Origin of the sequence: Stenotrophomonas sp. 364 (assembly GCF_009832905.1) — a bacterium.
GTDB lineage: Bacteria > Pseudomonadota > Gammaproteobacteria > Xanthomonadales > Xanthomonadaceae > Stenotrophomonas > Stenotrophomonas maltophilia_AP.
Genome location: NZ_CP047135.1, coordinates 3,209,988 through 3,233,534, shown reverse-complemented (window position 1 = coordinate 3,233,534; position 23,547 = coordinate 3,209,988). Strand labels below are relative to the sequence as shown.

Sequence of the window (23,547 nt, the reverse complement as noted above, 5' to 3'; positions counted from 1 at the left end):
TCGTGGGGTTTTTCCGGCAGAACCACGTTCTGCCTGGAGGGGCGCTACCATCCGGGTGCGGCCCTCCAACTGCGCAAGATCGGCCACGCGCCGTGGCGGGCACCGACGCATGCTGGACGTCACCCCGACACGGAGCACGTCATGAGCCGCATCGCCCAGCTACGCCAACGCCACGGCATCGACCGCGTGATTGCCCACCTGCAGCAGTGTCTGCGTAGCGGCGAGCCCTTGCCCGACCTGGATGCGTTGGCCGCCATCGCGCACCAGTCGCCCTTCCACTTCCATCGCCTGTACCGCGCGCTGACCGGCGAAACCCCGGGGCGCACCGTGGCCCGCCTGCGCCTGCTGCGCGCGCTGCAGCTGCTGGCCCACGCCGACAGCCGGATAACCGGGGTTGCGCTGGAAGTGGGCTTTGAAAGCCCGCAGGCGTTGGCGCGCGCGTGTCGGCAGGCGCTCGATGCCACGCCGAGCGCGCTGCGCGACGATGCGGCGCTGCGCACGCACTGGCAGCACCGGTTGTCGTTGCCGGCCGGTGACGGTGCCGACGACAGTACGCCGCTGCAGGTGCAGGTGACCGCGCTGGAGCCGTTCGACGTGGTGGTATTGCGCACGCGGGGTGCCTTCGACGACCTCGACCAGGCCTTCGGCCAGGTGTATGCCTGGGCCGCGGAACAGGGCCTGGCCGACCACCTGCAGGCCCTGGTGGGCATTGCGTTGAACGACCATCGCGATGTGCCGGCCGATGCGTGCGAGTTCGAGTGCGGCATGGGCTTTGGCCGCGCCGTGGCCGACATCCCCGTGCCGTTGCGCGCGCTGACCTTGGGCGGTGGTGCGTATGCCGTGCTGCGCCATGTGGGCAGCTATGCCGGGTTGGAAGCGGCCACCGACGCACTGCTGCGCCAGTGGCTGCCCGACAGCGGCCGCGCACTGCGCGACGCGCCGCTGTACTACCACTACCTGGACGATCCTGAAAACGTGCCCGAGGCCATCCTGCGCGCCGACATCTGCGTGCCGCTGCGTTGACCGGGCACAAGGCCGGTACGCGGGACCGGGATGAAACGCAGCCACCCGTGGGGTGGCTCTACCGGGGATACATCAATGCGGCGGTGTGTGGTGCATCGACGCGGTGGTATCCGGCGTACCGACATGACGGTGCGTGCTGCATCCGCGCACCGGGGGTAGAGCCACCCCATGGGTGGCTGCACGGAATCCCGAAACCGGCAGCCAGCCCCGCATGGCGGCGCGTTACACCACCGGGATGCTGTGCTTGCCCATGGTGCGGTACGGCGGGGTGGCCATGACCATCTCGGCCAGCGAATAGGCCAGCTCGCGCTCGGCCATCACCGTGCCGTCGGCACCGTGCTCCAGCAGGTGCTTCACTTCCGCATCGCTGTGCGCGCGCGCCAGCAGGGTCAGGCCCGGGTTGAGCGCGCGCAGCTTGGCCAGGGTTTCGCCGGCCTCCAGCGGCTGCGGGATCGCCAGCACCGCGATCTTCGCGCGCTCGGGGTGGGCCTCGGCCAGTACCTTGTCCGAGGCGGCACTGCCGCGGATGCCGGGCAGGCCGGCCGCGTGCGCTTCGGCCACGTGTTCCTTGTTGTCGTCGATCACCAGCACTGGCACGCCGCGGTCGCGCAGCACCTGCGCCAGCGCGCTGCCGACGCGGCCGTAGCCGATCACGATGGCATGGTCGTGCAGGTCCAGCGACGGGCCTGGCGGCAGATCCGTTTCCACCGCCGTCGGGGTGGTTTCCTGATGCTTGAGCAGCCAGCGATCAAGCAGACCGAACACCACCGGGTTGAGCATGATCGAGATCAGCGCGCCGGCCAGCACCAGCGCTTGCCCGGTGGGCGGCAGAATCTTCAACGTCACGCCGAGGCCGGCGATGATGAAGGCGAACTCACCGATCTGCGCCAGGCTGGCCGAGATGGTCAGCGCCGTGCCTGTGGGGTGGCCGAAGGCGCGCACGATCACGAACGCGGCAGCGGACTTGCCGAACATGATGATCGCCGCGGTGGCCAGCACCTGCCAGGGATGCTCGATCAGGATGGCCGGGTTGAACAGCATGCCCACCGAGACGAAGAACAGCACCGCGAACGCATCGCGCAGCGGCAGCGAATCATTGGCGGCCTTGTGGCTCAACTCCGATTCGTTGAGCAGCATGCCGGCGAAGAACGCACCCAGTGCGAAGGACACGCCGAACAGCATCGCCGAGCCGAACGCCACGCCCAGCGCGATGGCCAGCACCGCCAGGGTGAATAGCTCGCGCGAGCCGGTGCTGGCGATGCGCTCCAGGATCCACGGAATGACCCGGCGGCCCACCACCAGCATCACTGCCACGAACAGCCCCAGCTGCACGAACGTCCAGCCGATGCTGGCCAGCACGCTGCCAAGGGTGTGGGTTTCATTGGCCGAGTCCGGCCCGAATACACCGGCCAGGACCGGCATCATCACCAGCGCCAGGACGCAGGCCAGGTCCTCGACGATCAGCCAGCCCACCGCGATCTTGCCGCGCTGGGTTTCCAGCAGGCGGCGCTCTTCCATCGCGCGCAGCAGCACCACGGTACTGGCGGTGGCCAGCGCGAAGCCGAATACCACGCCGTGGATGACCGGCCAGCCCATCAGCGCCGCCAGGCCCCAGCCGAGCAGGGTGGCCACCAGGATCTGTCCGATCGCGCCGGGAATGGCGATCGCCTTCACCGCCATCAGGTCTTTCAGCGAGAAATGCAGGCCCACCCCGAACATCAGCAGCATCACGCCGATTTCGGCCAGCTGGTTGGCCAGGGCCTGGTCGGCGACGAAGCCGGGGGTGAACGGTCCTACGCAGATGCCCGCAACCAGATAACCGACCAGGGGAGACAAACGCAGCTTGTTGGCCAGCGCGCCGAGAATGAAGGCGAGCCCAAGGCCAACGGCAACGATGTTGATCAGGTCGGTGTCATGGTGCATCGGGGCTCGCAAAAATAGGGGATGTCCCGATTTTCACCGATGCGGCCGATCCGGGCAAACATCGCGTGCCACAGTGCTGGTATGTCCCCGTGGTCAGGTGATGTGCTGTCCGGGACAGGCGCGCATGACAGGCATGAATGCGCGGAATCGCCCGGTTGCGGGCCGAAAACGCACATGCCCCGGAAGACCGGGGCATGGGGTATGTGGAAAGGCGTTTGACAGTGCCCCCTGAGTCAGGGGGCGGCCGCGAAGCGGCGGGGGTATGGGGGCAGGTGAGCGGGGCCCGCGGTTTGCGCAGCAAACCGTGGGGCGACAGCGCGAATGCGTTGTCGCGTCCACGGCCAGCGGCCGGCACTACTTTATTACCACTTGTAGCTGATGCGACCGTATACGTAGGCGCCGTTGAAGCCGTAAGGCGAGTAGTTGCTGTACGGCAGCATGCCCCAGGTGGAGTTCTGCAGGTCCACGGTACGGTCGGGGTATTCGTCCAGCAGGTTGTCCGCGCCCAGGGTGAGGGCCCAGTTCTCGCTGGGCTTGTAGCTTACCGACGCATCCAGCACCCACGAGCCGTCGTAGGTCTGGTCGCGCAGCGCGGTGGCCGAGTTGCGCACGGTGAAGCTGCCGTAGCGCGTGGCGGCCAGGTTCAGGTCCCAATGGTCGCTGCGCCAGGTGCCGCTGAGGATGGTCTTGTTGCGCGGGTAGCTGTCTTCGATGCGGCCGATTTCGTCGCGGCCGATCAGCGACTGGGTGATGCCCAGCGTGCCGAACACCGGCGGCGAGGCGATGAACTTCTTCACCTCGGTGTCGTTGTAGCTGTAGGCCGCGGTCAGTTCCAGCGTGCTGGCGCTGAACGGGATGGAGTAGCTGGACACCGCATCGATGCCGCGGGTACGCGTATCCACGCCGTTGGTGAAGTAGGAGAACGCGGTGACCCCGGGCAGCCCCAGCCCGGCCAGCAGCGAATTGGCGGCGGCATTGGTGGTGATGTTGGTGGACAACACGATGCGGTCGTCGATGTCGATCTGGTACGCATCCACCGTCAGGTACAGGCGATCGATCGGCTGCAGCACCAGGCCCAGGCTGTAGGAGGTGGAGCTTTCGGCCTTCAGCGGGCTGGCGCCCAGCGCCTGTGCCGCGGCACTGGTGGTGGGGAAGGTGCCGCGCTCGACGAAGGCACCGTTGATGATCGTGCTGGTGACCGCCTGGTAGCTCTGCTGGGCCAGGGACGGGGCGCGGAAACCGGACGAGGCGGTGGCGCGCAGCGCGACCTTGTCGGTGAACGCATAGCGTGCCGACAGCTTGCCGGAGAACTTGTCGCCGAAGTCCGAGTAATCCTCGTAGCGCCCGGTCACGCCCGCCGAGAACTTGTCGGTGAGGTCGGCTTCCAGCCCGGCATACACCGCGTAGTTGTGGCGGTCGGCGTCCACCGCGTTGAGCGGGGTGAAGCCGCCAAAGCCCTGCGCGCCGCTGCCGAAATAGGAATTGGCTTCACCGGCCGACTGCTCCCAGTTCTCGCGGCGGTACTCACCGCCGAAGGACAGCGTGACCGGGTAGGCCAGGCCCCAGTCCAGCGACTTGGTCAGGTCGGCGTTGAAAATGTCCTGGGTGTACTTCAGCGTACCGTCGTAGAACGAACGCGGGCTGGTCAGGCCGAGGCTGTAGTTGATGCTGTTGCGGGTGTGGAAATCGATGGTGTTTTCGCCGTGGTTGGCGCTCACATCCCAGGTCCAGCCGCTGTCGGTGTTGCCCTTGACCCCGGCCACCAGCGAGCGGTCCTTGGAGTACTGGTTGATCTGCGGCACGAAACCGTCGGGGTAGGTCTGGGCCAGCAACGGGCCCTGGCCGCTGTTGGTGCGCGAGCGATAAAACGCGAACGAGGTGATGTCGCGGTTGCTGGCCATCGCCGTGGCGTAGGCCGACACGTGGTCGCTGAACTGGAAGCTGGCGTTGACCGAGGCGGCGGTGGCGTCCACCCGCGGGTCGCCGACCACGAAGGTGGTCTGGCCGATGTTGGGGAAATTGCCGGTGTTCGGCGCGGTGCCCTGGTAGGGGCCGGCACGGTTGCTCTCGTCCTGCTGCAGGATCTGCCCGGCCACGTGCACGCTGCCGCGGCCATCGGCGAAGCCGATACCGGCATCGCCGGAGAGCTGGTACTTGTTGCCGTCGCCGGCCGAGTACTGGCCCGCGTCCACGGCCAGGCTGCCGCCGGAGGACGCGCCCTTCAGCACGATGTTGACCACGCCGGCAATCGCGTCCGAGCCGTACTGGGCCGACGCGCCATCACGCAGCACTTCCACCCGCTCGATCGCCGAGATCGGGATCGCGTTGATGTCCACCGCCGACGAGCCGCGGCCGATGCTGCCGTTGACGTTGATCTGCGCCGAGGTATGCCGGCGCTTGCCGTTCACCAGCACCAGCACCTGGTCCGGCGACAGCCCGCGCAGCTGCGCCGGGCGGATGCCGCTGGTGCCGTCGGTGAGGGCCGGGCGCGGGAAGTTCAGCGAGGGCAGGGCCCGCGACAGCGCGGTGGCCAGCTCGGTGGTGCCGGTGGATTGCAGCGCTTCGGGGGTGATGATGTCGATCGGCGACTGCGATTCGGCCACGGTGCGGTCGGCGACCCGGGTGCCGGTGACGATGATGGTGTCCAGCGTGTTGGCGGCGGTGCGCGCAGGGGCGTCCTGGGCGCTGGCGGCGAAGCTGGAGGCACCGAGCACGACAGCTACGGCGGCGGCGAGCGTACTGGTCTTGCGGTTCATCTGGGCGTGGCTCCGGTAGGGACGATGCGGCACCGGAACGACATCTCGACGGCGTGAAGCGGGTCGGCGAAGGCGGGTGTTGCGGTGCGCAATAAAGGAATTAACGGGATATTCATCGCTTGTCAAATAACCGCCAGGTCGACAAAAAACGTTGCAGAAGCAACCATTTACGTGAACTGGCGGGCCCGACATCAGGGTCCCGGGGAAGCGCATGCAGGGTCGTGGGAGAGAGGAACGAGGCCTGCTGCGCATCCCGGGGCGCGTCAAGTATTCGTTAACGTTAGAATTACGTCGCAGGAAGGGTGCTCACCAGCACATTCCATTCCGTTATATGGACCCCCCAAGATGATTTCCCTTCGTAACTTCGCCTTGCGCCGTGGCGAGCGGCTGCTGTTGTCCAATGTCGACCTGACCCTGCACGCGGGGTACCGCGTTGGCGTGGTCGGCCGCAATGGTGCCGGCAAGTCCAGCCTGTTTGCCGCCGTCAAGGGCGAGCTGGAGGCGGACAAGGGCGATGTCGACCTGCCCGGCAAGGTCCGCATTGCCAGCGTGGCCCAGGAAACCCCCTCGCTGCCCGACCCGGCGCTGCAGTTCGTGCTGGAGGGCGACACCGAGGTGGCCGCGGTCATGCGCGAAGAGGCCGAGGCCGCCGCGCGCGAAGACTGGGAGGCGGTGGCCACCGCGCACCAGAAGATGGCCGAGATCGGCGCGTACGACGCCGAGGCCCGTGCCGGCAAGCTGCTGCATGGCCTGGGCTTCCCGGCCGAGACCCACTCGCGGGCGGTGTCCTCGTTCTCCGGCGGCTGGCGCGTGCGCCTGAACCTGGCCCGCGCGCTGATGATGCCCAGCGACCTGCTGCTGCTCGACGAACCGACCAACCATCTGGATCTGGACGCGGTGTTCTGGCTGGAACAGTGGCTGCTGAAGTACCCGGGCACGCTGCTGCTGATCTCGCATGACCGTGAGTTCCTGGACAACGTGGCCACCCACACCCTGCACCTGCATGGCGGTGGCGCCAAGCTGTACCCGGGCGGCTACACCGATTTCGAGCGCCAGCGCGCCGAGCAGCTGCGCCAGCAGCAGATCGCGCACGAGAAGGAACAGGCCGAGCGCGCCCACCTGCAGAGCTTCATCGACCGCTTCAAGGCGCAGGCCAGCAAGGCCGCCCAGGCGCAGAGCCGCATGAAGCGCCTGGCCAAGCTGGCCGGCACCGAGGCGGTGCGCGCCGAGCGCGAGTTCCGCATCGAGTTCTCGCCGCCGGCCAAGCTGCCGTTCTCGCTGATCCGGCTCAACCATGTCGATGCCGGGTACGGCGCCGATGCGGTGATCCTTCACAACGTAGGCTTCGGCCTGGAAGCCGGCCAGCGCATCGGCCTGCTGGGTCCCAACGGCGCGGGCAAGACCACGCTGGTGAAGACCCTGGTGGGCGAGCTGGCCCCGCTGACCGGTGAGCGCGCCGCGCATCCGGACCTGCGCATCGGCTACTTCGCCCAGCACACGGTGGAGTCGCTGCATGAAGGGCAGTCACCGATGGAGCACTTCCGCGACCTGGACCGCGATGCGCCCAACCAAGTGTTCCGCGACTTCCTCGGCAAGTGGAACTTCGCCGGCGACCGTGCCTTCGAGCCGGTGGACGGGTTCTCCGGTGGCGAGCGCGCGCGCCTGGCACTGGCCCTGATCGCCTTCCAGCAGCCCAACGTGCTGCTGCTCGACGAACCGACCAACCACCTCGACCTGGAAATGCGCGAAGCGCTGGCCGAGGCGCTGGCCGACTTCGAGGGCGCGATCGTGATGGTGTCGCATGACCGCCATCTGATCGGCCTGGTCTGCGATACCTTCTGGCGCGTGGCCGATGGCGTGGTGGAGCCGTTCGACGGCGACCTGGATGCGTACGCGGCGTGGCTGCGCTCGCGTCCCGCCGCGCAGGGCACCAAGCAGAAGATGGCCGCGGCCGCACCGGAACCGGTGCCGCCGACCCCGCCGCTGCCGCCGAAGAAGCCGGTCAACCCGCACAAGCTGGCCGCCGCCGAAGCCAAGGTGGGCGAGCTGGAAGCGCTGCTGGCCGACCTGGACCGGCAGCTGGCCGATCCGTCCAACTACGCCGACAGCACCCGCATGGCCGTGCTGGGCCGCGACCGCGAGGCTACCGCCACGCTGCTCAGCAAGGCCGAGCAGACCTGGATGGAGCTGCTGGACGCGTAAACGGCATGCCGACCAGCGGTCGGCATCTACCGGGCAAGCCCCGTAGAGCCGGGCTCTGCCCGGCTGCATCTCGGGACACGTAACTACGGTACCGGCCGGAATGCGCCTGTGGCGGGCAAGCCGGGCAGAGCCCGGCTCTACGCGTCTGCCTTTCGGAACGCACCTTCAATTGGCAAGCCGGGCAGAGCCCGGCTCTACGCGTCTGCTTATCGGAACGCACCTTCGCTTGGCAAGCCGGGCAGAGCCCGGCTCTACGTGGCCGCGGGATTCACGCCGCGCCGTCCTGCGCCTCCAGCCATTCCCGGAACCGCCGCGCCGCATCGCTTTCGGCGCGCGAGCGCAGGCGCGTCAACCAGTACCGCCCGAGGTCCAGCGTTTTTGCGAACGGCTGGACCAGCCGTCCCTGCGCCAGGTCCTGTTCGAACATCTTCAACGGCAGCAGCGCCACGCCCGCACCGGCGGCCGCTGCACTGGCCAACGTCAGCGACGAATCGAACACCGGGCCGCGCGCTTCCAGCTCCGCCACCCCGGCCGCCTGCAGCCAGCGCGGCCATTCGTCACTGCGGTACGAACGCAGCAATGCCACGTTGGCCAGGTCGCGCGGATCGCGCAGGCTGCGCGCCAGAGCCGGCGCGCACAGCGGGGCGAACGGGGCGTCCAGCACCGGCGTGCTCACCTGGCCCTGCCAGTCGCCATCGCCAAACCGGATCGCCAGGTCGAGCCCTTCGCCGGCCAGGTCGATGCGGTTGTTGTGGGTCTGCACGCGCAGCTCGATATCGGCATGGCGCGCGGAAAAATCGGCCAGCCGCGGCAGCAGCCAGCCCGTGGCGAACGTGCCTACCACCCCCACCCCGAGCACGTCGCGGAAATGTCCCCCGACGAACCGGTCCAGGCTCACCGCGATGCGGTCGAAGGCCTCGTTGAGTACCGGATACAGCCGCGCGCCTTCATCGGTAAGCGCCACCCCGCGCGGCAGTCGATTGAACAGCGACACCCCGAGCCGGTCTTCCAGCGCCCGGATCTGGTGGCTGAGCGCGGCCTGGCTGACGCACAGCTCCAGCGCGGCCCGGGTGAAGTTCTGGTGGCGGGCGGCGGCCTCGAAGGCGCGCAGGGCATTGAGCGGCAACTGGGGGCGGAGCATGGCGGGAGCCGTGAGCTGGAGTGATGGAATCATCGCATTCCTGCGGCGCATGCGCCGCCCTGCATGAATATCCATCGGGGTTTCCAGATGCGCCGCCCGTTGTCGCAGTCGACACGTATTAGTTCACGTTATGACTGCCGCTGAAAATGGTTGCTGGTGGGCCGGCGGGGATGCTGGCGATACTCTGCCTTCGCCACGGAGGATCCGCATGCTCGCTCGACGTCTTTTCCTGCAATGCAGCGGCGCTGCCGCCGTCTCGGCGATCGCCGCCAGCGTGTTTGCAAAAAAACCCGACGTGGCGGCCACGCCCCGGCCCACGGCCCGCGATTTCGCCGCGCTTGAAGCGGCCAGTGGCGGCCGTCTGGGCGTCACGTTGCTGGACACCGGCAGCGGCCGGCGTTTCGGCCACCGCCAGGACGAGCGCTTCCCGATGTGCAGCACCTTCAAGTTCGCGTTGTGCGCGACCGTGCTGCAGTTGGCGGACCAGGGAAAGCTCTCGCTGGACCGGCGCCTTGCGATGACCACGCAGGACCTGCTGTCGCATGCACCCGTGACCGCGCGCCACGTGGGCAAGGACCTTACCGTGCGTGACCTGTGCCGGGCCACCCTGGTCACCAGCGACAACCCGGCCGCCAACCTGCTCCTGCGCGTCGTGGGTGGCCCGGCCGGCGTGACCGCGTTCCTCCGCGCCAGCGGTGATGACGTGACCCGCAACGACCGTGACGAGCCGGAGGTGAACCGCTTCGCCCCCGGCGATCCGCGCGATACCACCAGCCCGGCGGCCATGGCCGCCAGCCTGCAGCGGCTGGTGCTGGGCGAGGTGCTGCTGCCGGCGTCGCGCCAACAACTGGCCGACTGGCTGATCGACAACGAAACCGGCGATGCACGCCTCCGCGCCGGCCTGTCCAAGGCATGGCGGGTGGGTGACAAAACCGGCAGCAACGGCGAAGACACCACCAACGACATCGCCATCCTCTGGCCACTGACCGGCGGCGCACCGTGGGTGCTCACCAGCTACCTGCAAGGCGCCCGCGTGGACGATGCCGCTCGCAACGATGTACTGCGCCAAGTGGCGATCATCGCCGAGCAGCACATCCACGCCGCGTAACCGCCCACCCCGCGGTAGAGCCGACCGTTGGTCGGCTCCAAGCCATGCCCGATCCAATGGCAGCCGGGCACAGCCCGGCTCTACGTCAGCCGCGTACCGCCTCCAGGAACTCGCGCCCCCAGCGGTCCACGTCGTGATATTCCACGCTGCCGAACAGCTGCCGCATGCGCCCGGTGGCTTCTTCCTCCGGCATCGACAACGCCTGCAGCAGCCCGGCCGTCAGATCGGCCGGGTCGTGCGGGTTGGTCAGGACCGCGCCCTTCAACTCCGCTGCCGCACCGGCGAACTCGCTGAGCACCAGCACGCCGCTGCTGCCTTCGATGCCATGGGTAGCCACGAACTCTTTGGCCACCAGATTCAGGCCGTCGCGCAACGGGGTGATCCACATCACCTGCGCCGCCGCGTAGTGCGCCACCACCTCCTCGAAGGGTAGTGCCTGTGCGAAGAACCGCACCGGCGTCCAGTCCAGCCGCGAGAAGCGTCCGTTGATGCGGCCCACCGCCTGCTCGATCTGGTTCTGCAGCGTGCGGTACACGGTCATCTCGCGCGCGGCCGGGACGCACACCATCAGCAGGGTCACCTTGCCCTGGCGGTCGGGATGCTGTTCCAGCAGGCGTTCGAAGGCCTCCAGCTTGGCCAGCGTGCCCTTGGTGTAGTCCAGGCGTTCCACCGACAGCACCAGCTTGCGCGCGCCGATCTCGCGGCGCAGCTTGAAGATGTCATTGCGCACGTCGCTGCGCGCCAGCACGTTGTGGATGCGGCGCAGGTCGGTGCCCACCGGGTGTGCGCCCAGGGCGATCTCCCGGTCGCCCACGCGCAGGCGCGTGGTCATGGTGTCCAGCCCCACCGCACACCCGTAGGTGAGGAAGCGCGGGGCGCAGCTTTCCCACGCCAGGCGCTCGGCCGGCACGGCGCCGCGCACCACGTCCACGAAGTTCTCCACCTGGCGCGGAATATGGAAGCCGATGTAGTCGCACGACAGCAGGCTGCCGATGATCTCGCGCCGCCACGGCACTACATTGAACACGTCCGCTGACGGGAAGTAGGTGTGGTGGAAGAAGGCGATCTTCAGGTCCGGGCGCAGTTCCCGCAGCGTGGCCGGCACCATCCACAGGTTGTAGTCATGGATCCACACCGTGGCCCCGTGCGCGGCTTCGGCGGCGGTGGCCTCGGCGAACTTGCGGTTGACCGTCAGGAACACCTGCCAGTCGTCCTCGCGGAACTTCGCGCGTTCCCAGAACACATGCAGCATCGGCCAGAACGCTTCCTTCGAGAAGCGCTTGTAGAAGATGTCCACTTCCTGCCGGCTCAACGGCACCCGCGCAGCGGTAAGGGTGGGGTAGCGCTCGGCGTCCACGGCCAGGTGGGTCTGGAATGGTCCGCGCTTGGGGTCGTCGATGCCCCATGCCACCCACGAGCCCTTCTGGCCGCCTTCGAAGAAGCTCAGCAGCGAGGGAATGATGCCGTTGGGCGAGCGCGGCGGGCGCTGCACCAGCACACCGTTTTCCATTACTTCGTCGAAGGGCAGGCGGTGGTAGACCATCACCAGGTCGGCGCCGGCGGCGCGGGCCTGTTTGGGCGGGTAAAGATAGCGGTCATCGTCGGCGAGCAGCGCGAAGTGCTCGATCGCCTCCAGGATGCCGCCGCAGCCCGGTGCCTGGGCATGGAAGGTGTTGGTCAGCGTGGCCGTGGCTTCGGTCAGCGCTGGCTCGGAATCGCCTACGCACACGCCGCGGAAGCCGGCGGTGTACATCGACAGGTCATTGAGGGTGTCGCCGGCCACCAGGATGCGGTCGCGCGGCAGGTCGAGCAGGCGCGCAAGCGCGGCCAGGGTGCGGCCCTTGTCGGTGTCCGGCGGCAGGATGTCCAGGTAGCGGTCTGCCGAATACAGCACGTCGCAGCCCAGCGCCTGGGCGGCAGCCTGGATCTGCGCGCGCAGCGGCGCCAGCGTCTGGGGATCGCAGAAGTACGAGCAGCGCCGCTCCTGGGGCACGTCCTGGCGCTGCAGCGCGGCGAACGGGCGCATCGCCGCGGCCACCACGTGTTCGCCGGGCCAGTGCGCATCGATCATCGACTGCAGCGGCTGCAGGGGCTGCAGCGTGTGGCCATCCACCACGGTCGCGCCGACATCGCAGACCACGTAGTCCGGGCGCGGAATGGCCGGGTCGGAAAGCAGCGGCATCACCGCTTCCAGGCCGCGGCCGGTGATGAAGATCAGGGCGATGCCCGGGTGCTGGTCAACCAGCCGGTACAGCCGGTGGCGCGCAGCGGCATCGCCGGCGAGGAACGTGCCATCCAGGTCGGTGGCCAGGATCAGTTGCGGGGCCGGCGTGGCCGGCGAAGTACGGGTGGGAGTGGAAAGGGCGGGTGTCGATACAGTCAATGGGCTTCCTTATCGGAACGGGTGGATGGGGGGGTATCCGGCGGCGCCTCGAGGTCGGTTTCGGGCATCAGCTCCAGCGCCGACGGCGTGGTGCGCAGCATCAGCCGGAACCCGACCGGATGCGTGCGCACCCGCTGGAACCGCAGCAGGCGCGCGCCGGTGAACAGCGCCAGCAGCATCAGCACCACGGCGAAGTACAAGGGCAGCGCGGCAGGGCCGAAGCGCTGCATCGCCGCGCCGGCCAGCGCCGGACCCAGTGCCGCGCCCACGCCGTGCACCAGCAGCAGGCTGGAACAGCCCGACAGCAGGTGCTGGCGCGGCAGGTAGTCGAGCATGTGGGCCACCGCGAACGGATACAGCGCGAACGCCAGCCCGCCGTAGCAGAAGAACAACCCGAACAGCAGGTGGGTCTGCAGCTGGATCATCGGCAGCGATGCCACCACCGCGATGCCGGCAGCGGCCAGGCTCAGGGCGACCAGCCCACTGCGCCGGTCGTGGCCATTGCTGATATGGCCCAGCGGCCACTGCAGCAGCGCACCGCCCAGAATCGCAGTCAGCATGAACAGCGCCACGCCATTGCCATCCAAGCCCACCGCGCCGGCATACACCGGCAGCAGGCCCCAGAAGGCGCCCATCGCCAGCCCGGACAGGCCCGCCGCCACGGTGGCCACCGGCGCCATCGCATACAGCCGGCTCAGGGTGAGCCGCGACACCACCGGCACGTCCGGCTGGCGCAGGCGTGTTGCGGTGACCGGCAACACCGCCGCGCAGATCAGGATCGCGGTCAGCATGAACATCGCCATCGCGCTGGCCTCGCCCAGCATCAGCAGCACCTGGCCCAGCGCCAGCGCAGAAAGATTGACCACCATGTACAGCGAGAACGCGCGGCTGCGCCGGGCCGGATCGGGCTCGGCGTTGAGCCAGCTCTCGATCACCGTATACAGCCCGACCAGCGCGATGCCGGTGGCGATGCGCAGCACTCCCCAGGCGACGGGGTGCAGCCACAGCGGATGCAGAAGTACGGCGATTGCCGCGAGCGCGGCGAAGAAGGCGAACGCACGGATATGCCCGATGCGGCCGATCAGCGAGGGCGCGAAAAAGGTACCGATGAAGAAGCCGGCGAAATACCCGGACATCACCAGCCCCAGCGTACCGGCACCGAAGCCGGCCTGGCCGCCGCGCACCGCCAGCAGCGTACCCAAAAGCCCGCTGCCGGTAAGGAGCAGCGCGACGCCGGTGAGCAGGGCGGTCAGCCGCAGCATGCGCGCGGCCTGGGTGGGAAGGCAATAAACAACACCTGATCTACCGTAGCACAGCTACGATGAAGCCCCGGTGGCAGCCATGCCGCTGCGTTTGCACTGCCTGTGCATGCAGGCTAGGGTAGGGCGATGAATGTTCCCAACGTTGTTGCACCGCTTGCCATTGCGTTGTTGCTTGCCGCCTGCGGTGGGCGGCAGGACAGCGTGGCCCACGACGTGGCCAATGCACCGGCCGATGCGTTCCTTGCCGCGGTCGCCGCCCATTGCGGCAAGGCGTACGAAGGCAAGGTGATTGCCAACGAACCACGCACCGATGCACCCGATCCGTTCGACGGCAAGCGCTTGGTGATGCATGTGCGCGGGTGCGACGACCCCGCCCACGGGCTGCGCATTCCGTTCCATGTCGGCGACGATCACTCACGTACCTGGGTGATCAGCCGCACCGAGACCGGCCTGCGCCTGAAGCACGATCATCGCCACCAGGACGGCAGCCCCGATGCGGTGACGATGTACGGCGGCGACAGCAAGCCACCGGGTACCGCGCAGCGCCAGAGCTTCCCGGTGGATGCCGATTCGGTGGCGATGTTCCGCAAGGCAGACATGCTGCCGTCCGTGCACAACACCTGGGCGATGGACATCGAGCCGGACCAGCGCTTCATCTATGAACTCACCCGCCCGGGCGGTCGCCGCTTCCAGGTCGAGTTCGACCTGAGCAAGCCGGTCGCGCTGCCGCCCGCGCCCTGGGGCAGCAGCCCGTAAAGCGGGGCTCTGCCCCGCTCCCGTTCGCGCACCTTCGACAGGTTCATGAGGTTGCCGGCCAGCGGCCGGCACTACCGGTTCGTGGGGTGGGCACCCGTTCGCCGCGCCATCCAGACCGCGTAGAGCGGGGCTCTGCCCCGCTGCTGTTCGCGCACCTGCCGGGGGTTCATGAGGTTGCCGGCCAGCGGCCGGCACTACCCGTTGCTGCGTTTACCGCACCCCGAACCGGGCACGGCAGCCGTTGCTGACCCACAGGCTGCTGTTGGTATAGCCCCAGCTGCGGCCTTCCACGCAGGCGCTGCCGGACAGCTGCTGCTGCAGTACCGGGCGGCCCTGCCGGGCGTCCCAGGCGCAGGTCTGCTGGCGGTTGCTGTTGCTGCTGCAGGTCACGCTGTAATTGGCGTTGCCGCCGCCGTTGCCCCCGCCCCAGCCGCCCCGGGCCTCGGCGAACTCGCCCCGGCAGCCGCGGTTGACCCACACCGCGCCATTGCGCACGCCCCAGGTCTGGCCTTCCACGCAGGCCGAGCCCGAGATCTGCCGGACCAGGGTGGCGTTGCGCCAGCCGGTGTTGCAGCTGCGCTCGCGGTTGTCCTGGCTCTCGCAGCGGATGGTGCCGCCGGTGCTGCCGCCGCCACCGCCCCAGTTGCCGCCGTTGCCGCGCCCTTCGACGAACTCGGCGCGGCAGCCGCCGGTGACCCACACCGTGCCGTTGCGTGAGCCCCAGGTGCGCCCTTCCTGGCAGGCCGAGCCGGAAATCTGCCGCGACAGCTGGGCACTGCGCCAGCCGGTGTTGCAGACCCGCTCGCGGTTGTTCTGGCTCTCGCAGCGCACCGTGCCGCCGTTGTTGCCCCCGCCGCCGCCGTTCCAGCCGCCGCCGCTGCCGCGCAGCGAGGTGGCGATGTCCTGCTTGATCCGCGAGAAGCCCCAGCCCGAATTGACCTGGGCCAAGTAGAAGCGCAGCTGGTCGTCGGGAATGCGGCGGCCATTGGACTGGTCGGCATATTCCTGGGTGATCACCCGCGAGCGGTCGCTGGAAGACAGCTGCGACAGGTTCTCAGGGGCATAGGCGCGGGTGCTCATCTGGGCCTGGGCGGCCGGGGCGCTACAGCCCAGTGCCAGGGCCAGGCAGACAACGGTGAGGCGACGGTTCATAGCGACATCCCCTTGCGGTCGTTGGTGCGCGGACTATAGGAACGGGCCGGGTTCACGCCGCGTGATGCCCGCCGGGCGGGCCGCAGGCCCCGGCCGGGCAGGGGCGGGCAACGGCCCATTTGCCCCGGCGCAGGCTACGCCGCAGAATAAAGGGCTGTCCGGCGCAACCTGGTGCCGGCATTCTCCTGCGGAGCTTTACCCCCATGCGTACCCACTTCTGTGGCCTGGTCGATGAGACCCTGATTGGCCAAACCGTTACCCTCGCCGGCTGGACCGACGTTGCCCGCAACCAGGGCGGCGTGTGCTTCATCGATCTTCGCGATCATGAAGGCATCGTGCAGGTGACGGTGGAAGTCGACAACGCGGCCGTGTTCGCCGTGGCCGCCGGCCTGGGCTACGAGGATGTGCTGCAGGTGGAAGGCGTGGTGCGTGCGCGCCATGCGGTGAACGACAAGATCCGCACCGGCAAGGTGGAAGTGATCGCCACGGCCATCACGGTGCTCAACAAAGCCGAGCCGCTGCCGTTCCACGCCCACGAGAACCCGGGCGAGGAAACCCGCCTGAAGTACCGCTACCTGGACCTGCGCCGCCCGGAAATGCAGCGCATGCAGCGCACCCGCATCAAGCTGGTGCAGGCGCTGCGCCGCCACCTGGACGCCACCGGCTTCCAGGACATCGAAACCCCGATCCTGACCAAGGCCACCCCGGAAGGCGCCCGCGACTTCCTGGTGCCGGCGCGCATGCACCCGGGTGAGTTCTACGCCCTGCCGCAGAGCCCGCAGCTGTTCAAGCAGATCCTGATGGTGGCCGGCTTCGACCGCTACTACCAGATCGCGCGCTGCTTCCGCGACGAGGCCCTGCGTGCCGACCGCCAGCTGGAATTCACCCAGCTGGACATGGAGTTCGCCTTCGTGCGCGAGCGCGACGTGCAGGACTTCGTCGAAGACATGATCCGCGCCATCTTCAAGGAAGTGGTGGACGTGGAGCTGGCCGCCAGCTTCCCGCGCCTGACCTGGGCCGAGGCGATGCGTCGCTTCGGGTCGGACAAGCCGGACCTGCGCATCGCGCTGGAGCTGGTGGACGTGGCCGAACTGGTCAAGACCAGTGAGTTCCCGGTGTTCACCGCCGCCGCCAACGACGCCGACGGCCGCGTGGCCGCGCTGCGCATCCCCGGCGGTGCCACGCTGAGCCGCAAGCAGATCGACGAGTACGCCGCACATGCCGCCAAGTACGGCGCCAAGGGCCTGGCCTACATCAAGATTGGCGACACCGGTGAAGTCAGCTCGCCGATCGCCAAGTTCTTCAGCGAAGAGGCCTTCGCCGCGCTGGTGGCCCACGTGGGCGCCGGCAACGGCGACATCGTGTTCTTCGGTGCCGGTGGTTACAACAAGGTCTCCGACTTCATGGGCGCCCTGCGCCTGAAGGCCGGCAAGGACTTCAACCTGGTCGCCGACGGGTGGGCCCCGCTGTGGGTCACCGACTTCCCGATGTTCGAGTATGACGACGAAGCCCAGCGCTACGTCGCCCTGCATCACCCCTTCACCGCCCCGGCGGTGGACGACATCGCCGACCTGCGCGCCAACGCCAAGACCGCCGTGTCGCGCGGCTATGACATGGTGCTCAATGGCAACGAGATCGGCGGCGGTTCGATCCGTATCCACCGCTCGGACATGCAGAGCGCGGTGTTCGAGCTGCTGGGCATCGGTGCCGAAGAGGCCGAGGCCAAGTTCGGCTTCCTGCTCGACGCCCTGCGTTTCGGCGCGCCGCCGCACGGTGGCATTGCCTTCGGCATCGACCGCATCGCCGCGCTGATGGCTGGCACCGAGTCGATCCGCGACGTCATTCCGTTCCCGAAGACCACCGGCGCGCAGTGCCTGATGACCGGCGCCCCGTCGCCGATCCCGGACGAGCAGCTGGCCGAAGTGCACATCCAGGTTCGCCCGCGCAAGGCCTGACCCGCCAACGTAGTGCCGGGCTCTTCCCGGCAAGCCCCACCAAACCCCGGAGATCCTGCAATGAGCGAATTCGCGTTTTCGTTGGAATGGGAAAAGCTGGGCAATGAAGGCGCCGACGCCACCCTGGTCACCGAACGCGCCCGCGTGTTCGGTGGCTGGCTGGTGCGCGTGGGCACCAATCCCGCCGCCATGGCGTTGACCTTCGTGCAGGACGGCGAAGGGCGCTGGGATGGCGAGGACTTCGGCGTGGAAGACTACGAAGAAGACGAAGACGACCTCGACGAGGAAGACGACGAGGAAGAGGAAGAAGGCGAAGAGGACGAGGAAGAGTACGAGGACGAGGACGAGGAAGAAGAGGAGGGCGACGAGGAAGAAGACGCCCCCCACGGAGCGCAGGCCTGAGGCCTGCCCGGACCCCGCCATGTACACCATCCGCCGTGCCACCGTTGACGACGCACCGACCCTGTCGGTGCTGGCCACGCGTACCTTCGTGGAAACCTTCGGCCACCTCTATCCTGCGCAGGACCTGCAGGATTTCCTGGACGAGGCCTATGCGGTCGACCGCCAGCACATCATCCTGGCCCACCCGGATTACGCGGTGTGGCTGCTGGAACGGGACGGCGTGGCGGTCGGCCATGCAGCGGCCGGCCCCTGCGGCCTGCCGCACCCGGACGTGCAGCCGGGCGATCGCGAACTCAAGCGCCTGTACCTGATCAAGGACGAACAGAGCTGCGGTTGGGGCAGCCGGTTGCTGGAAACGGCACTGGACTGGCTCGAACGCGACGGCCCGCGCACGCTGTGGCTGGGCGTGTGGTCGGAGAACTTCGGCGCGCAGCGTTTTTACGCCCGCTACGGCTTCACCAAGGTGGGCACCTACGAATTTCCGGTCGGCAGCGTACGCGACCTGGAGTTCATCCTGCGCCGACCGGCCGGCCCGGCGCGCTGAGCACCCGTCCCGTTTCCTTCTCCATCGCAATGGACCGCAACGGCTTCACCCGCCGTTGCACGGTCTATTCGTCTAATGGCCGTGTTTCCTCCCGCAGGTCCCAAGCCAACCGGCTAGGCTGAGTGCATGAATCCCCCTGTTTTACTGCTTCACGGCATCTGGAATGCGCGCGCGTGGGTGGGCCCGCTGGCCTGGCGGCTGCGCGCACGCGGCTTCAGCGTGGACACCTTCGGTTACTCCAGCGTTTTCGGCGGGCCCGACGTGGCCGTGCCGCAGCTGCTGGAACGGCTCAAGGGCAGCGGCCCGGTCTCGCTGGTCGGACACAGCCTGGGCGGGCTGGTGGCGCTGGAAGCGTTGCGCCAGCAGCCGGACCTGCCAGTGTCGCGGGTGGTCTGCCTGGGCTCGCCGCTGCGCGGCAGCGGCACCGCCCGCTCGCTGGCCGACCACGGCTGGTCGCTGGCGCTCGGGCGCAGCAGCGAATTGCTGCTCGACGGGCTGCCCGCCTGGGAGGGCAGGGCGCAGGTGGGGTTGATTGCCGGATCGGTCCCGCACGGGCTGGGCAGCCTGCTGGGCGCCATTGGCGAGGCCTCCGACGGCACCGTGGCGCTGGATGAGACCCACCTGCCGGGCCTGGCCGACCATTGCGTGGTCCCGGCCAGCCACAGCGGGCTGGTGTTTTCCCCCGAGGCGGCGCGCCAGACCGCCGCCTTCCTGCGCGATGGCCGCTTTCGACCGGACCGCGCCGCCCACGCCGCCTGAGCCCGGGCGGCCCCCCGGCCACGACTAACACGGTCGCGGCGGGCGATCAGGTAGAATCCGCGCCCTGTTCCTCATGCAAGCACGGTAATACCCATGGGTAGAGGTCCCTCGATCGAGAACCGCAAAAACGCGTCCGACGCGAAGCGCGGCAAGATTTTCACCAAGATCATCCGCGAGATCGGCGTTGCCGCGCGCGGCGGTGGAGGAGACCCCAACAACAACCCGCGCCTGCGGGTTGCCATGGACAAGGGCCTGGCCTCGAACATGTCCAAGGACGTGATCGAGCGCGCCATCAAGAAGGCCACCGGCGAACTGGAAGGCGTGGAATACGAGGAGATCCGCTACGAGGGCTATGCCCCCGGCGGCGTGGCCGTGATCGTGGACTGCCTGACCGACAACCGCGTGCGCACCGTGGCCGATGTCCGCCACGCGTTCAGCAAGTGCGGCGGCAACATGGGCACCGAAGGCTCGGTGGCCTTCATGTTCAAGCGCGTGGGCGTGCTGCATTTCGCCGCCGGCGCCAATGAAGAGACCATCACCGAGGCGGCCATCGAGGCCGGCGCGGACGACATCGTGGTGTACCCGGAGGACGGCGCGATCGACGTGCTGACCGCTGCCGACAGCTACCACGCGGTCAAGGACGCCATGGAAGCGGCCAAGCTGACCCCGGACCACGCCGAACTGACCTTCCGCGCCGACAACGACATCAAGGTCGAAGGCGACACCGCCCTGCAGGTCAAGAAGCTGCTGGACATGCTGGAAGACCTGGACGACGTGCAGGACGTGTTCTCCAACGCCGACCTCGGCGCGGACGCCTACGCCTGACCGGACGCACTGCCGGTCGCCTTTGGCGACCGGTGGGCGGACAATGCGGACCATGATGACTCCAGCCGTTCCCTGCCATCGCCGCCGCACTGCTCCGTTCCGGGTCCTGCCCGGCCGCGTGCGTGCCGCATGACCCGCATCCTCGGCATCGACCCCGGTTCGCAACGCACCGGGGTGGGCATCATTGATGTGGATGCCACCGGCAAGGTCGTGCACGTGCACCACCTGCCGCTGGTGTTGCTGGGCGCCGACGATTTCCCGCAGCGCATGAAGCTGCTGGTGCTGGGCCTGAACGCCCTGGTCGAGGAATACCGCCCCGACGAAGTGGCGATCGAAAAAGTGTTCATGGCGCGCAACCCCGACTCGGCCCTGAAGCTGGGCCAGGCCCGCGGCGCGGCCATCTCGGCGGTGGTCATGCGCGACCTGCCGGTCAGCGAATACGCGGCCACCGAAATCAAGCTGGCCGTGGTCGGCCGCGGTGGCGCGGAAAAACAACAGGTCCAACACATGGTCGGGCTCATGCTCAACCTGAAAACCAAGCTGCAGGCCGACGCCGCCGATGCGTTGGCCGTGGCGATCACCCACGCCCACGTACGGGCAACGGCGCAGCGCCTGGGCGTCAATGCCCGCATGGCCTGGAGCCGCAAATGAGGAAAGCTGCATGATTGGTCGTCTGCGCGGGATCGTGGCCTACAAGGCGCCGCCGTGGCTGCTGATCGACGTCAATGGCGTCGGTTACGAGCTGGAGGCGCCGATGAGCACCTTCTACGACCTGCCCGAGCTGGGCCGCGAGGTCACCCTGTTCACCCACTACGCGCAGAAGGAAGACAGCGTGTCGCTGTACGGCTTCCTGCGCGAGGGCGAGCGCCGCCTGTTCCGCGACGTGCAGAAGGTCAGCGGAATCGGCGCCAAGATCGCGCTGGCGGTGTTGTCGGGTGTGAGCGTGGACGAGTTCGCGCGCATGCTGCAGGCCGGTGACATCACCGCGCTGACCCGCATTCCCGGCATCGGCAAGAAGACCGCCGAGCGCATGGTGCTGGAACTGCGCGACCGCGCAGCCAACTTCGGCGGGGGCGGCGCACCCCTGGCCGGTGCCGCGCCGGCCACCGACCCGGTCTCCGAGGCCACCGTGGCCCTGCAGCAGCTGGGCTACAAGCCGGCCGAGGCCGCGCGCATGGCGCGCGATGCCAACGCCGAGGGCGACGATGTCGCCACCGTCATCCGCAAGGCCCTGCAGGCCGCGCTGCGCTGACCCGCGCGCTGCCTTCTTCCTGATACCGACCGCGTCCGCCCGGAGCACCATGTCCACCTCTTCCACCCAGCACGACAACGGCCACGCCGCGCACGGCCACGCGCCGGCGGCCGGCGGCATGGCCCTGATGATCGGCGCCATCGGCGTGGTGTTCGGCGACATCGGCACCAGCCCGCTCTACACGTTGAAGGAAGCGTTCTCGCCGCATTACGGCCTCAACAGCGACCACGACACCGTACTGGGCGTGCTGTCGCTGGCGTTCTGGGCACTGAACATCGTCGTTACGCTCAAATACGTCACCATCATCATGCGCGCCGACAACGAGGGCGAGGGCGGCATCATGGCGCTGATGGCGCTGACCCAGCGCACCCTGCGGCACGGCTCGCGCTCGGCGTACGTGGTGGGCATCCTGGGCATCTTCGGGGCCTCGCTGTTCTTCGGCGACGGGGTGATCACCCCGGCCATCTCGGTGCTGGGTGCGGTCGAAGGCCTGGAGGTGGCCGCGCCCGGGCTGCATGCGTTCATCGTGCCGATCACGGTGGTGGTGCTGCTGGCGGTGTTCGCGGTGCAGCGCTTTGGCACCGAGAAGATCGGCAAGCTGTTCGGGCCGATCACCTCGATCTGGTTCATTTCGCTGGCCGCGATCGGCATTTGGAACATCGTCGATGCGCCGGAAGTGCTCAAGGCCTTCAACCCCATGTGGGCGCTCCGCTTCTTCATGGAGCACGGCTGGCACGGCATCTTCATCCTGGGCGCGGTGGTGCTGGCGGTCACCGGTGGCGAGGCGCTGTACGCCGACATGGGCCACTTCGGGGCCAAGCCGATCCGCCATGCGTGGTACTTCTTCGTGCTGCCGTGCCTGGTGCTGAACTACCTGGGGCAGGGCGCGCTGGTGCTCAACAACCCCGAGGCGGTGAAAAACCCGTTCTTCGAGGCCGTGCCCGACTGGGCGCTGTACCCGATGATCATCCTGGCCACCATGGCCGCGGTGATCGCCTCGCAGTCGGTGATCACCGGCGCCTTCTCGGTCTCGCGCCAGGCCATGCAGCTGGGCTACATCCCGCGCATGCGCATCACCCATACCTCGCACGACACCATCGGCCAGATCTACATCCCGGGCATCAACTGGGGCATTGCGGTCATGGTGATCGGGCTGGTGCTGGCCTTCCGCAGCTCGTCCAACCTGGCCGTGGCCTACGGCATCTCGGTGTCGGCGACGATGCTGATCGATACCCTGCTGCTGGCCCTGGTGGCCCGCGCGCTGTGGCCGACCTCGCGCTACTGGATCATCCCGCTGTGCGTGGTGTTCTTCATCATCGACCTGGGCTTTGTGATCGCCAACGGCGCCAAGCTGCTGCAGGGCGCCTGGTTCCCGGTGGTGCTGGGCATCGTGCTGTTCACGATGATGCGCACCTGGCGGCGCGGCCGCGAGCTGCTGCGTGACGAGATCCGCAAGGACGGCATCCGCATCGACACCTTCCTGCCGGGGCTGATGCTGGCCCCGCCGGTACGGGTGCCGGGCACCGCGGTGTTCCTCACCGCCGACCCCACCGTGGCCCCGCATGCGCTGATGCACAACCTCAAGCACAACAAGGTGCTGCATGAGCGCAACGTGTTCCTGCACGTGGTGACCCTGCCGGTGCCGTACGCGCCGGAGGGCCAGCGCCTGAAGATCGAGTCGGTGGGCGATGAGTTCTATCGCATCTACGTGCGCTTCGGCTTCATGGAAACCCCGGACGTGCCGCTGGCGCTGATGCGCTCCTGCGACCACGGCGGGATCTACTTCGACCCGATGGACACCACCTTCTTCGCCAGCCGCGAGACCATCGTGGCCACCGCCAACCGGGGCATGCCGATCTGGCGCGACAAGCTGTTCGCGCTGATGCACCGCAATGCGGCCCCGGCCACCGGGTTCTTCCGGATTCCGGGCAACCGCCTGGTCGAACTTGGGGCGCAGGTGGAGATTTAATCTCCACCTGCGCTACGCCCCACGCTTTGCTACGCAAACCGTGGTCCCCGGGGCATTCCACCTGATCCCCCACCTTCGGTGCGCCCCCTTGAAACGCAGTCGCCGTTGGCGCCGGCGTTCCGCGCATTCCACCTA

At 68.1% G+C, this 23,547-nt stretch carries 18 protein-coding genes; 12 read left to right on the top strand and 6 right to left on the bottom strand.

From position 1 onward, the window contains the following. Window positions 1–141: 141 nt before the first annotated feature. On the top strand, window positions 142–1,023 hold the full coding sequence (locus GQ674_RS14645; RefSeq protein WP_159497656.1) for an AraC family transcriptional regulator: 882 nt from the start codon (window positions 142–144) through the stop codon (window positions 1,021–1,023). A 222-nt stretch (window positions 1,024–1,245) separates the two neighbouring features. Here GQ674_RS14645 and ybaL read toward each other — a convergent pair whose 3' ends face one another. Beyond that, window positions 1,246–2,946, bottom strand: a complete 1,701-nt coding sequence (ybaL, locus tag GQ674_RS14640; protein ID WP_159497655.1) for a YbaL family putative K(+) efflux transporter — start codon at window positions 2,944–2,946, stop codon at window positions 1,246–1,248. A gap of 362 nt (window positions 2,947–3,308) precedes the next feature. Then, window positions 3,309–5,702 (bottom strand): TonB-dependent receptor, encoded by a 2,394-nt coding sequence (locus GQ674_RS14635; protein ID WP_159497654.1) that lies wholly within the window; start codon window positions 5,700–5,702, stop codon window positions 3,309–3,311. Between the two features lie 345 nt (window positions 5,703–6,047). On the opposite strand from GQ674_RS14635, the gene GQ674_RS14630 reads away from it, so the two are divergent. Beyond that, window positions 6,048–7,904 carry an ABC-F family ATP-binding cassette domain-containing protein gene (locus tag GQ674_RS14630; RefSeq protein ID WP_159497653.1) on the top strand — a complete coding sequence of 619 codons (1,857 nt, stop codon included), beginning with the start codon at window positions 6,048–6,050 and terminating at the stop codon, window positions 7,902–7,904. A 268-nt stretch (window positions 7,905–8,172) separates the two neighbouring features. On the opposite strand, the gene GQ674_RS14625 is transcribed toward GQ674_RS14630, so the two are convergent. Further along, window positions 8,173–9,045, bottom strand: coding sequence for a LysR family transcriptional regulator (locus tag GQ674_RS14625; protein ID WP_159497652.1), 873 nt, complete (start codon window positions 9,043–9,045; stop codon window positions 8,173–8,175). A 208-nt stretch (window positions 9,046–9,253) separates the two neighbouring features. Here GQ674_RS14625 and blaL2 point away from each other — a divergent pair, with 208 nt between their 5' ends. Beyond that, complete coding sequence (gene blaL2, locus GQ674_RS14620) at window positions 9,254–10,153, top strand: L2 family extended-spectrum class A beta-lactamase (protein WP_159497651.1); 900 nt, start codon at window positions 9,254–9,256, stop codon at window positions 10,151–10,153. A gap of 85 nt (window positions 10,154–10,238) precedes the next feature. Here the strand turns inward: blaL2 and ggpS are convergent, their stop codons facing one another. Continuing rightward, entirely contained in the window at window positions 10,239–12,470 is a 2,232-nt protein-coding gene (gene ggpS, locus GQ674_RS14615; RefSeq protein ID WP_159499470.1) for a glucosylglycerol-phosphate synthase, read from the bottom strand. Between the two features lie 62 nt (window positions 12,471–12,532). After that, window positions 12,533–13,798 (bottom strand): MFS transporter, encoded by a 1,266-nt coding sequence (locus GQ674_RS14610; RefSeq protein ID WP_159497650.1) that lies wholly within the window; start codon window positions 13,796–13,798, stop codon window positions 12,533–12,535. A 126-nt stretch (window positions 13,799–13,924) separates the two neighbouring features. Between GQ674_RS14610 and GQ674_RS14605 the strand changes: the two genes are divergently transcribed. After that, the gene (locus GQ674_RS14605) at window positions 13,925–14,554 is read left to right on the top strand and encodes a hypothetical protein (protein ID WP_159497649.1); all 630 of its coding nucleotides are present in this window, start codon (window positions 13,925–13,927) and stop codon (window positions 14,552–14,554) included. 210 nt (window positions 14,555–14,764) lie between these two features. Here the strand turns inward: GQ674_RS14605 and GQ674_RS14600 are convergent, their stop codons facing one another. Then, window positions 14,765–15,706 carry a DUF3011 domain-containing protein gene (locus GQ674_RS14600; RefSeq protein WP_236546091.1) on the bottom strand — a complete coding sequence of 314 codons (942 nt, stop codon included), beginning with the start codon at window positions 15,704–15,706 and terminating at the stop codon, window positions 14,765–14,767. Window positions 15,707–15,909: 203 nt separating this feature from the next. Between GQ674_RS14600 and aspS the strand changes: the two genes are divergently transcribed. The 8 genes from aspS to GQ674_RS14560 all read left to right on the top strand — a co-directional run bounded on the left by aspS (window position 15,910) and on the right by GQ674_RS14560 (window position 23,412). Beyond that, the gene (aspS, locus tag GQ674_RS14595; RefSeq protein ID WP_159497648.1) at window positions 15,910–17,661 is read left to right on the top strand and encodes an aspartate--tRNA ligase; all 1,752 of its coding nucleotides are present in this window, start codon (window positions 15,910–15,912) and stop codon (window positions 17,659–17,661) included. A gap of 60 nt (window positions 17,662–17,721) precedes the next feature. Beyond that, complete coding sequence (locus tag GQ674_RS14590) at window positions 17,722–18,063, top strand: DNA primase (protein ID WP_159497647.1); 342 nt, start codon at window positions 17,722–17,724, stop codon at window positions 18,061–18,063. A 19-nt stretch (window positions 18,064–18,082) separates the two neighbouring features. Next, entirely contained in the window at window positions 18,083–18,607 is a 525-nt protein-coding gene (locus GQ674_RS14585) for a GNAT family N-acetyltransferase (protein WP_159497646.1), read from the top strand. A 126-nt stretch (window positions 18,608–18,733) separates the two neighbouring features. Further along, window positions 18,734–19,366 carry an alpha/beta fold hydrolase gene (locus GQ674_RS14580; RefSeq protein ID WP_159497645.1) on the top strand — a complete coding sequence of 211 codons (633 nt, stop codon included), beginning with the start codon at window positions 18,734–18,736 and terminating at the stop codon, window positions 19,364–19,366. A 93-nt stretch (window positions 19,367–19,459) separates the two neighbouring features. Further along, complete coding sequence (locus GQ674_RS14575) at window positions 19,460–20,191, top strand: YebC/PmpR family DNA-binding transcriptional regulator (RefSeq protein WP_128097646.1); 732 nt, start codon at window positions 19,460–19,462, stop codon at window positions 20,189–20,191. A 129-nt stretch (window positions 20,192–20,320) separates the two neighbouring features. Beyond that, a complete protein-coding gene (gene ruvC / locus GQ674_RS14570) occupies window positions 20,321–20,842 on the top strand; it encodes a crossover junction endodeoxyribonuclease RuvC (protein WP_038686707.1) in 522 nt (173 codons plus the stop codon). A 10-nt stretch (window positions 20,843–20,852) separates the two neighbouring features. After that, window positions 20,853–21,443 (top strand): Holliday junction branch migration protein RuvA, encoded by a 591-nt coding sequence (gene ruvA / locus GQ674_RS14565; RefSeq protein ID WP_038686709.1) that lies wholly within the window; start codon window positions 20,853–20,855, stop codon window positions 21,441–21,443. Between the two features lie 118 nt (window positions 21,444–21,561). Beyond that, a complete protein-coding gene (locus GQ674_RS14560) occupies window positions 21,562–23,412 on the top strand; it encodes a potassium transporter Kup (protein WP_185753526.1) in 1,851 nt (616 codons plus the stop codon). Window positions 23,413–23,547 lie beyond the last annotated feature (135 nt).

What these genes read in the sequence shown, in the direction of transcription:
- GQ674_RS14645 (WP_159497656.1), top strand. Translation starts at nt 142, where the DNA reads ATGAGCCGCATCGCCCAGCTACGCCAACGCCACGGCATCGACCGCGTG.
- ybaL (WP_159497655.1), bottom strand. Translation starts at nt 2,946, where the DNA reads ATGCACCATGACACCGACCTGATCAACATCGTTGCCGTTGGCCTTGGG.
- GQ674_RS14635 (WP_159497654.1), bottom strand. Translation starts at nt 5,702, where the DNA reads ATGAACCGCAAGACCAGTACGCTCGCCGCCGCCGTAGCTGTCGTGCTC.
- GQ674_RS14630 (WP_159497653.1), top strand. Translation starts at nt 6,048, where the DNA reads ATGATTTCCCTTCGTAACTTCGCCTTGCGCCGTGGCGAGCGGCTGCTG.
- GQ674_RS14625 (WP_159497652.1), bottom strand. Translation starts at nt 9,045, where the DNA reads ATGCTCCGCCCCCAGTTGCCGCTCAATGCCCTGCGCGCCTTCGAGGCC.
- blaL2 (WP_159497651.1), top strand. Translation starts at nt 9,254, where the DNA reads ATGCTCGCTCGACGTCTTTTCCTGCAATGCAGCGGCGCTGCCGCCGTC.
- GQ674_RS14610 (WP_159497650.1), bottom strand. Translation starts at nt 13,798, where the DNA reads ATGCTGCGGCTGACCGCCCTGCTCACCGGCGTCGCGCTGCTCCTTACC.
- GQ674_RS14605 (WP_159497649.1), top strand. Translation starts at nt 13,925, where the DNA reads ATGAATGTTCCCAACGTTGTTGCACCGCTTGCCATTGCGTTGTTGCTT.
- GQ674_RS14600 (WP_236546091.1), bottom strand. Translation starts at nt 15,706, where the DNA reads ATGAACCGTCGCCTCACCGTTGTCTGCCTGGCCCTGGCACTGGGCTGT.
- aspS (WP_159497648.1), top strand. Translation starts at nt 15,910, where the DNA reads ATGCGTACCCACTTCTGTGGCCTGGTCGATGAGACCCTGATTGGCCAA.
- GQ674_RS14590 (WP_159497647.1), top strand. Translation starts at nt 17,722, where the DNA reads ATGAGCGAATTCGCGTTTTCGTTGGAATGGGAAAAGCTGGGCAATGAA.
- GQ674_RS14585 (WP_159497646.1), top strand. Translation starts at nt 18,083, where the DNA reads ATGTACACCATCCGCCGTGCCACCGTTGACGACGCACCGACCCTGTCG.
- GQ674_RS14580 (WP_159497645.1), top strand. Translation starts at nt 18,734, where the DNA reads ATGAATCCCCCTGTTTTACTGCTTCACGGCATCTGGAATGCGCGCGCG.
- GQ674_RS14575 (WP_128097646.1), top strand. Translation starts at nt 19,460, where the DNA reads ATGGGTAGAGGTCCCTCGATCGAGAACCGCAAAAACGCGTCCGACGCG.
- ruvC (WP_038686707.1), top strand. Translation starts at nt 20,321, where the DNA reads ATGACCCGCATCCTCGGCATCGACCCCGGTTCGCAACGCACCGGGGTG.
- ruvA (WP_038686709.1), top strand. Translation starts at nt 20,853, where the DNA reads ATGATTGGTCGTCTGCGCGGGATCGTGGCCTACAAGGCGCCGCCGTGG.
- GQ674_RS14560 (WP_185753526.1), top strand. Translation starts at nt 21,562, where the DNA reads ATGGCCCTGATGATCGGCGCCATCGGCGTGGTGTTCGGCGACATCGGC.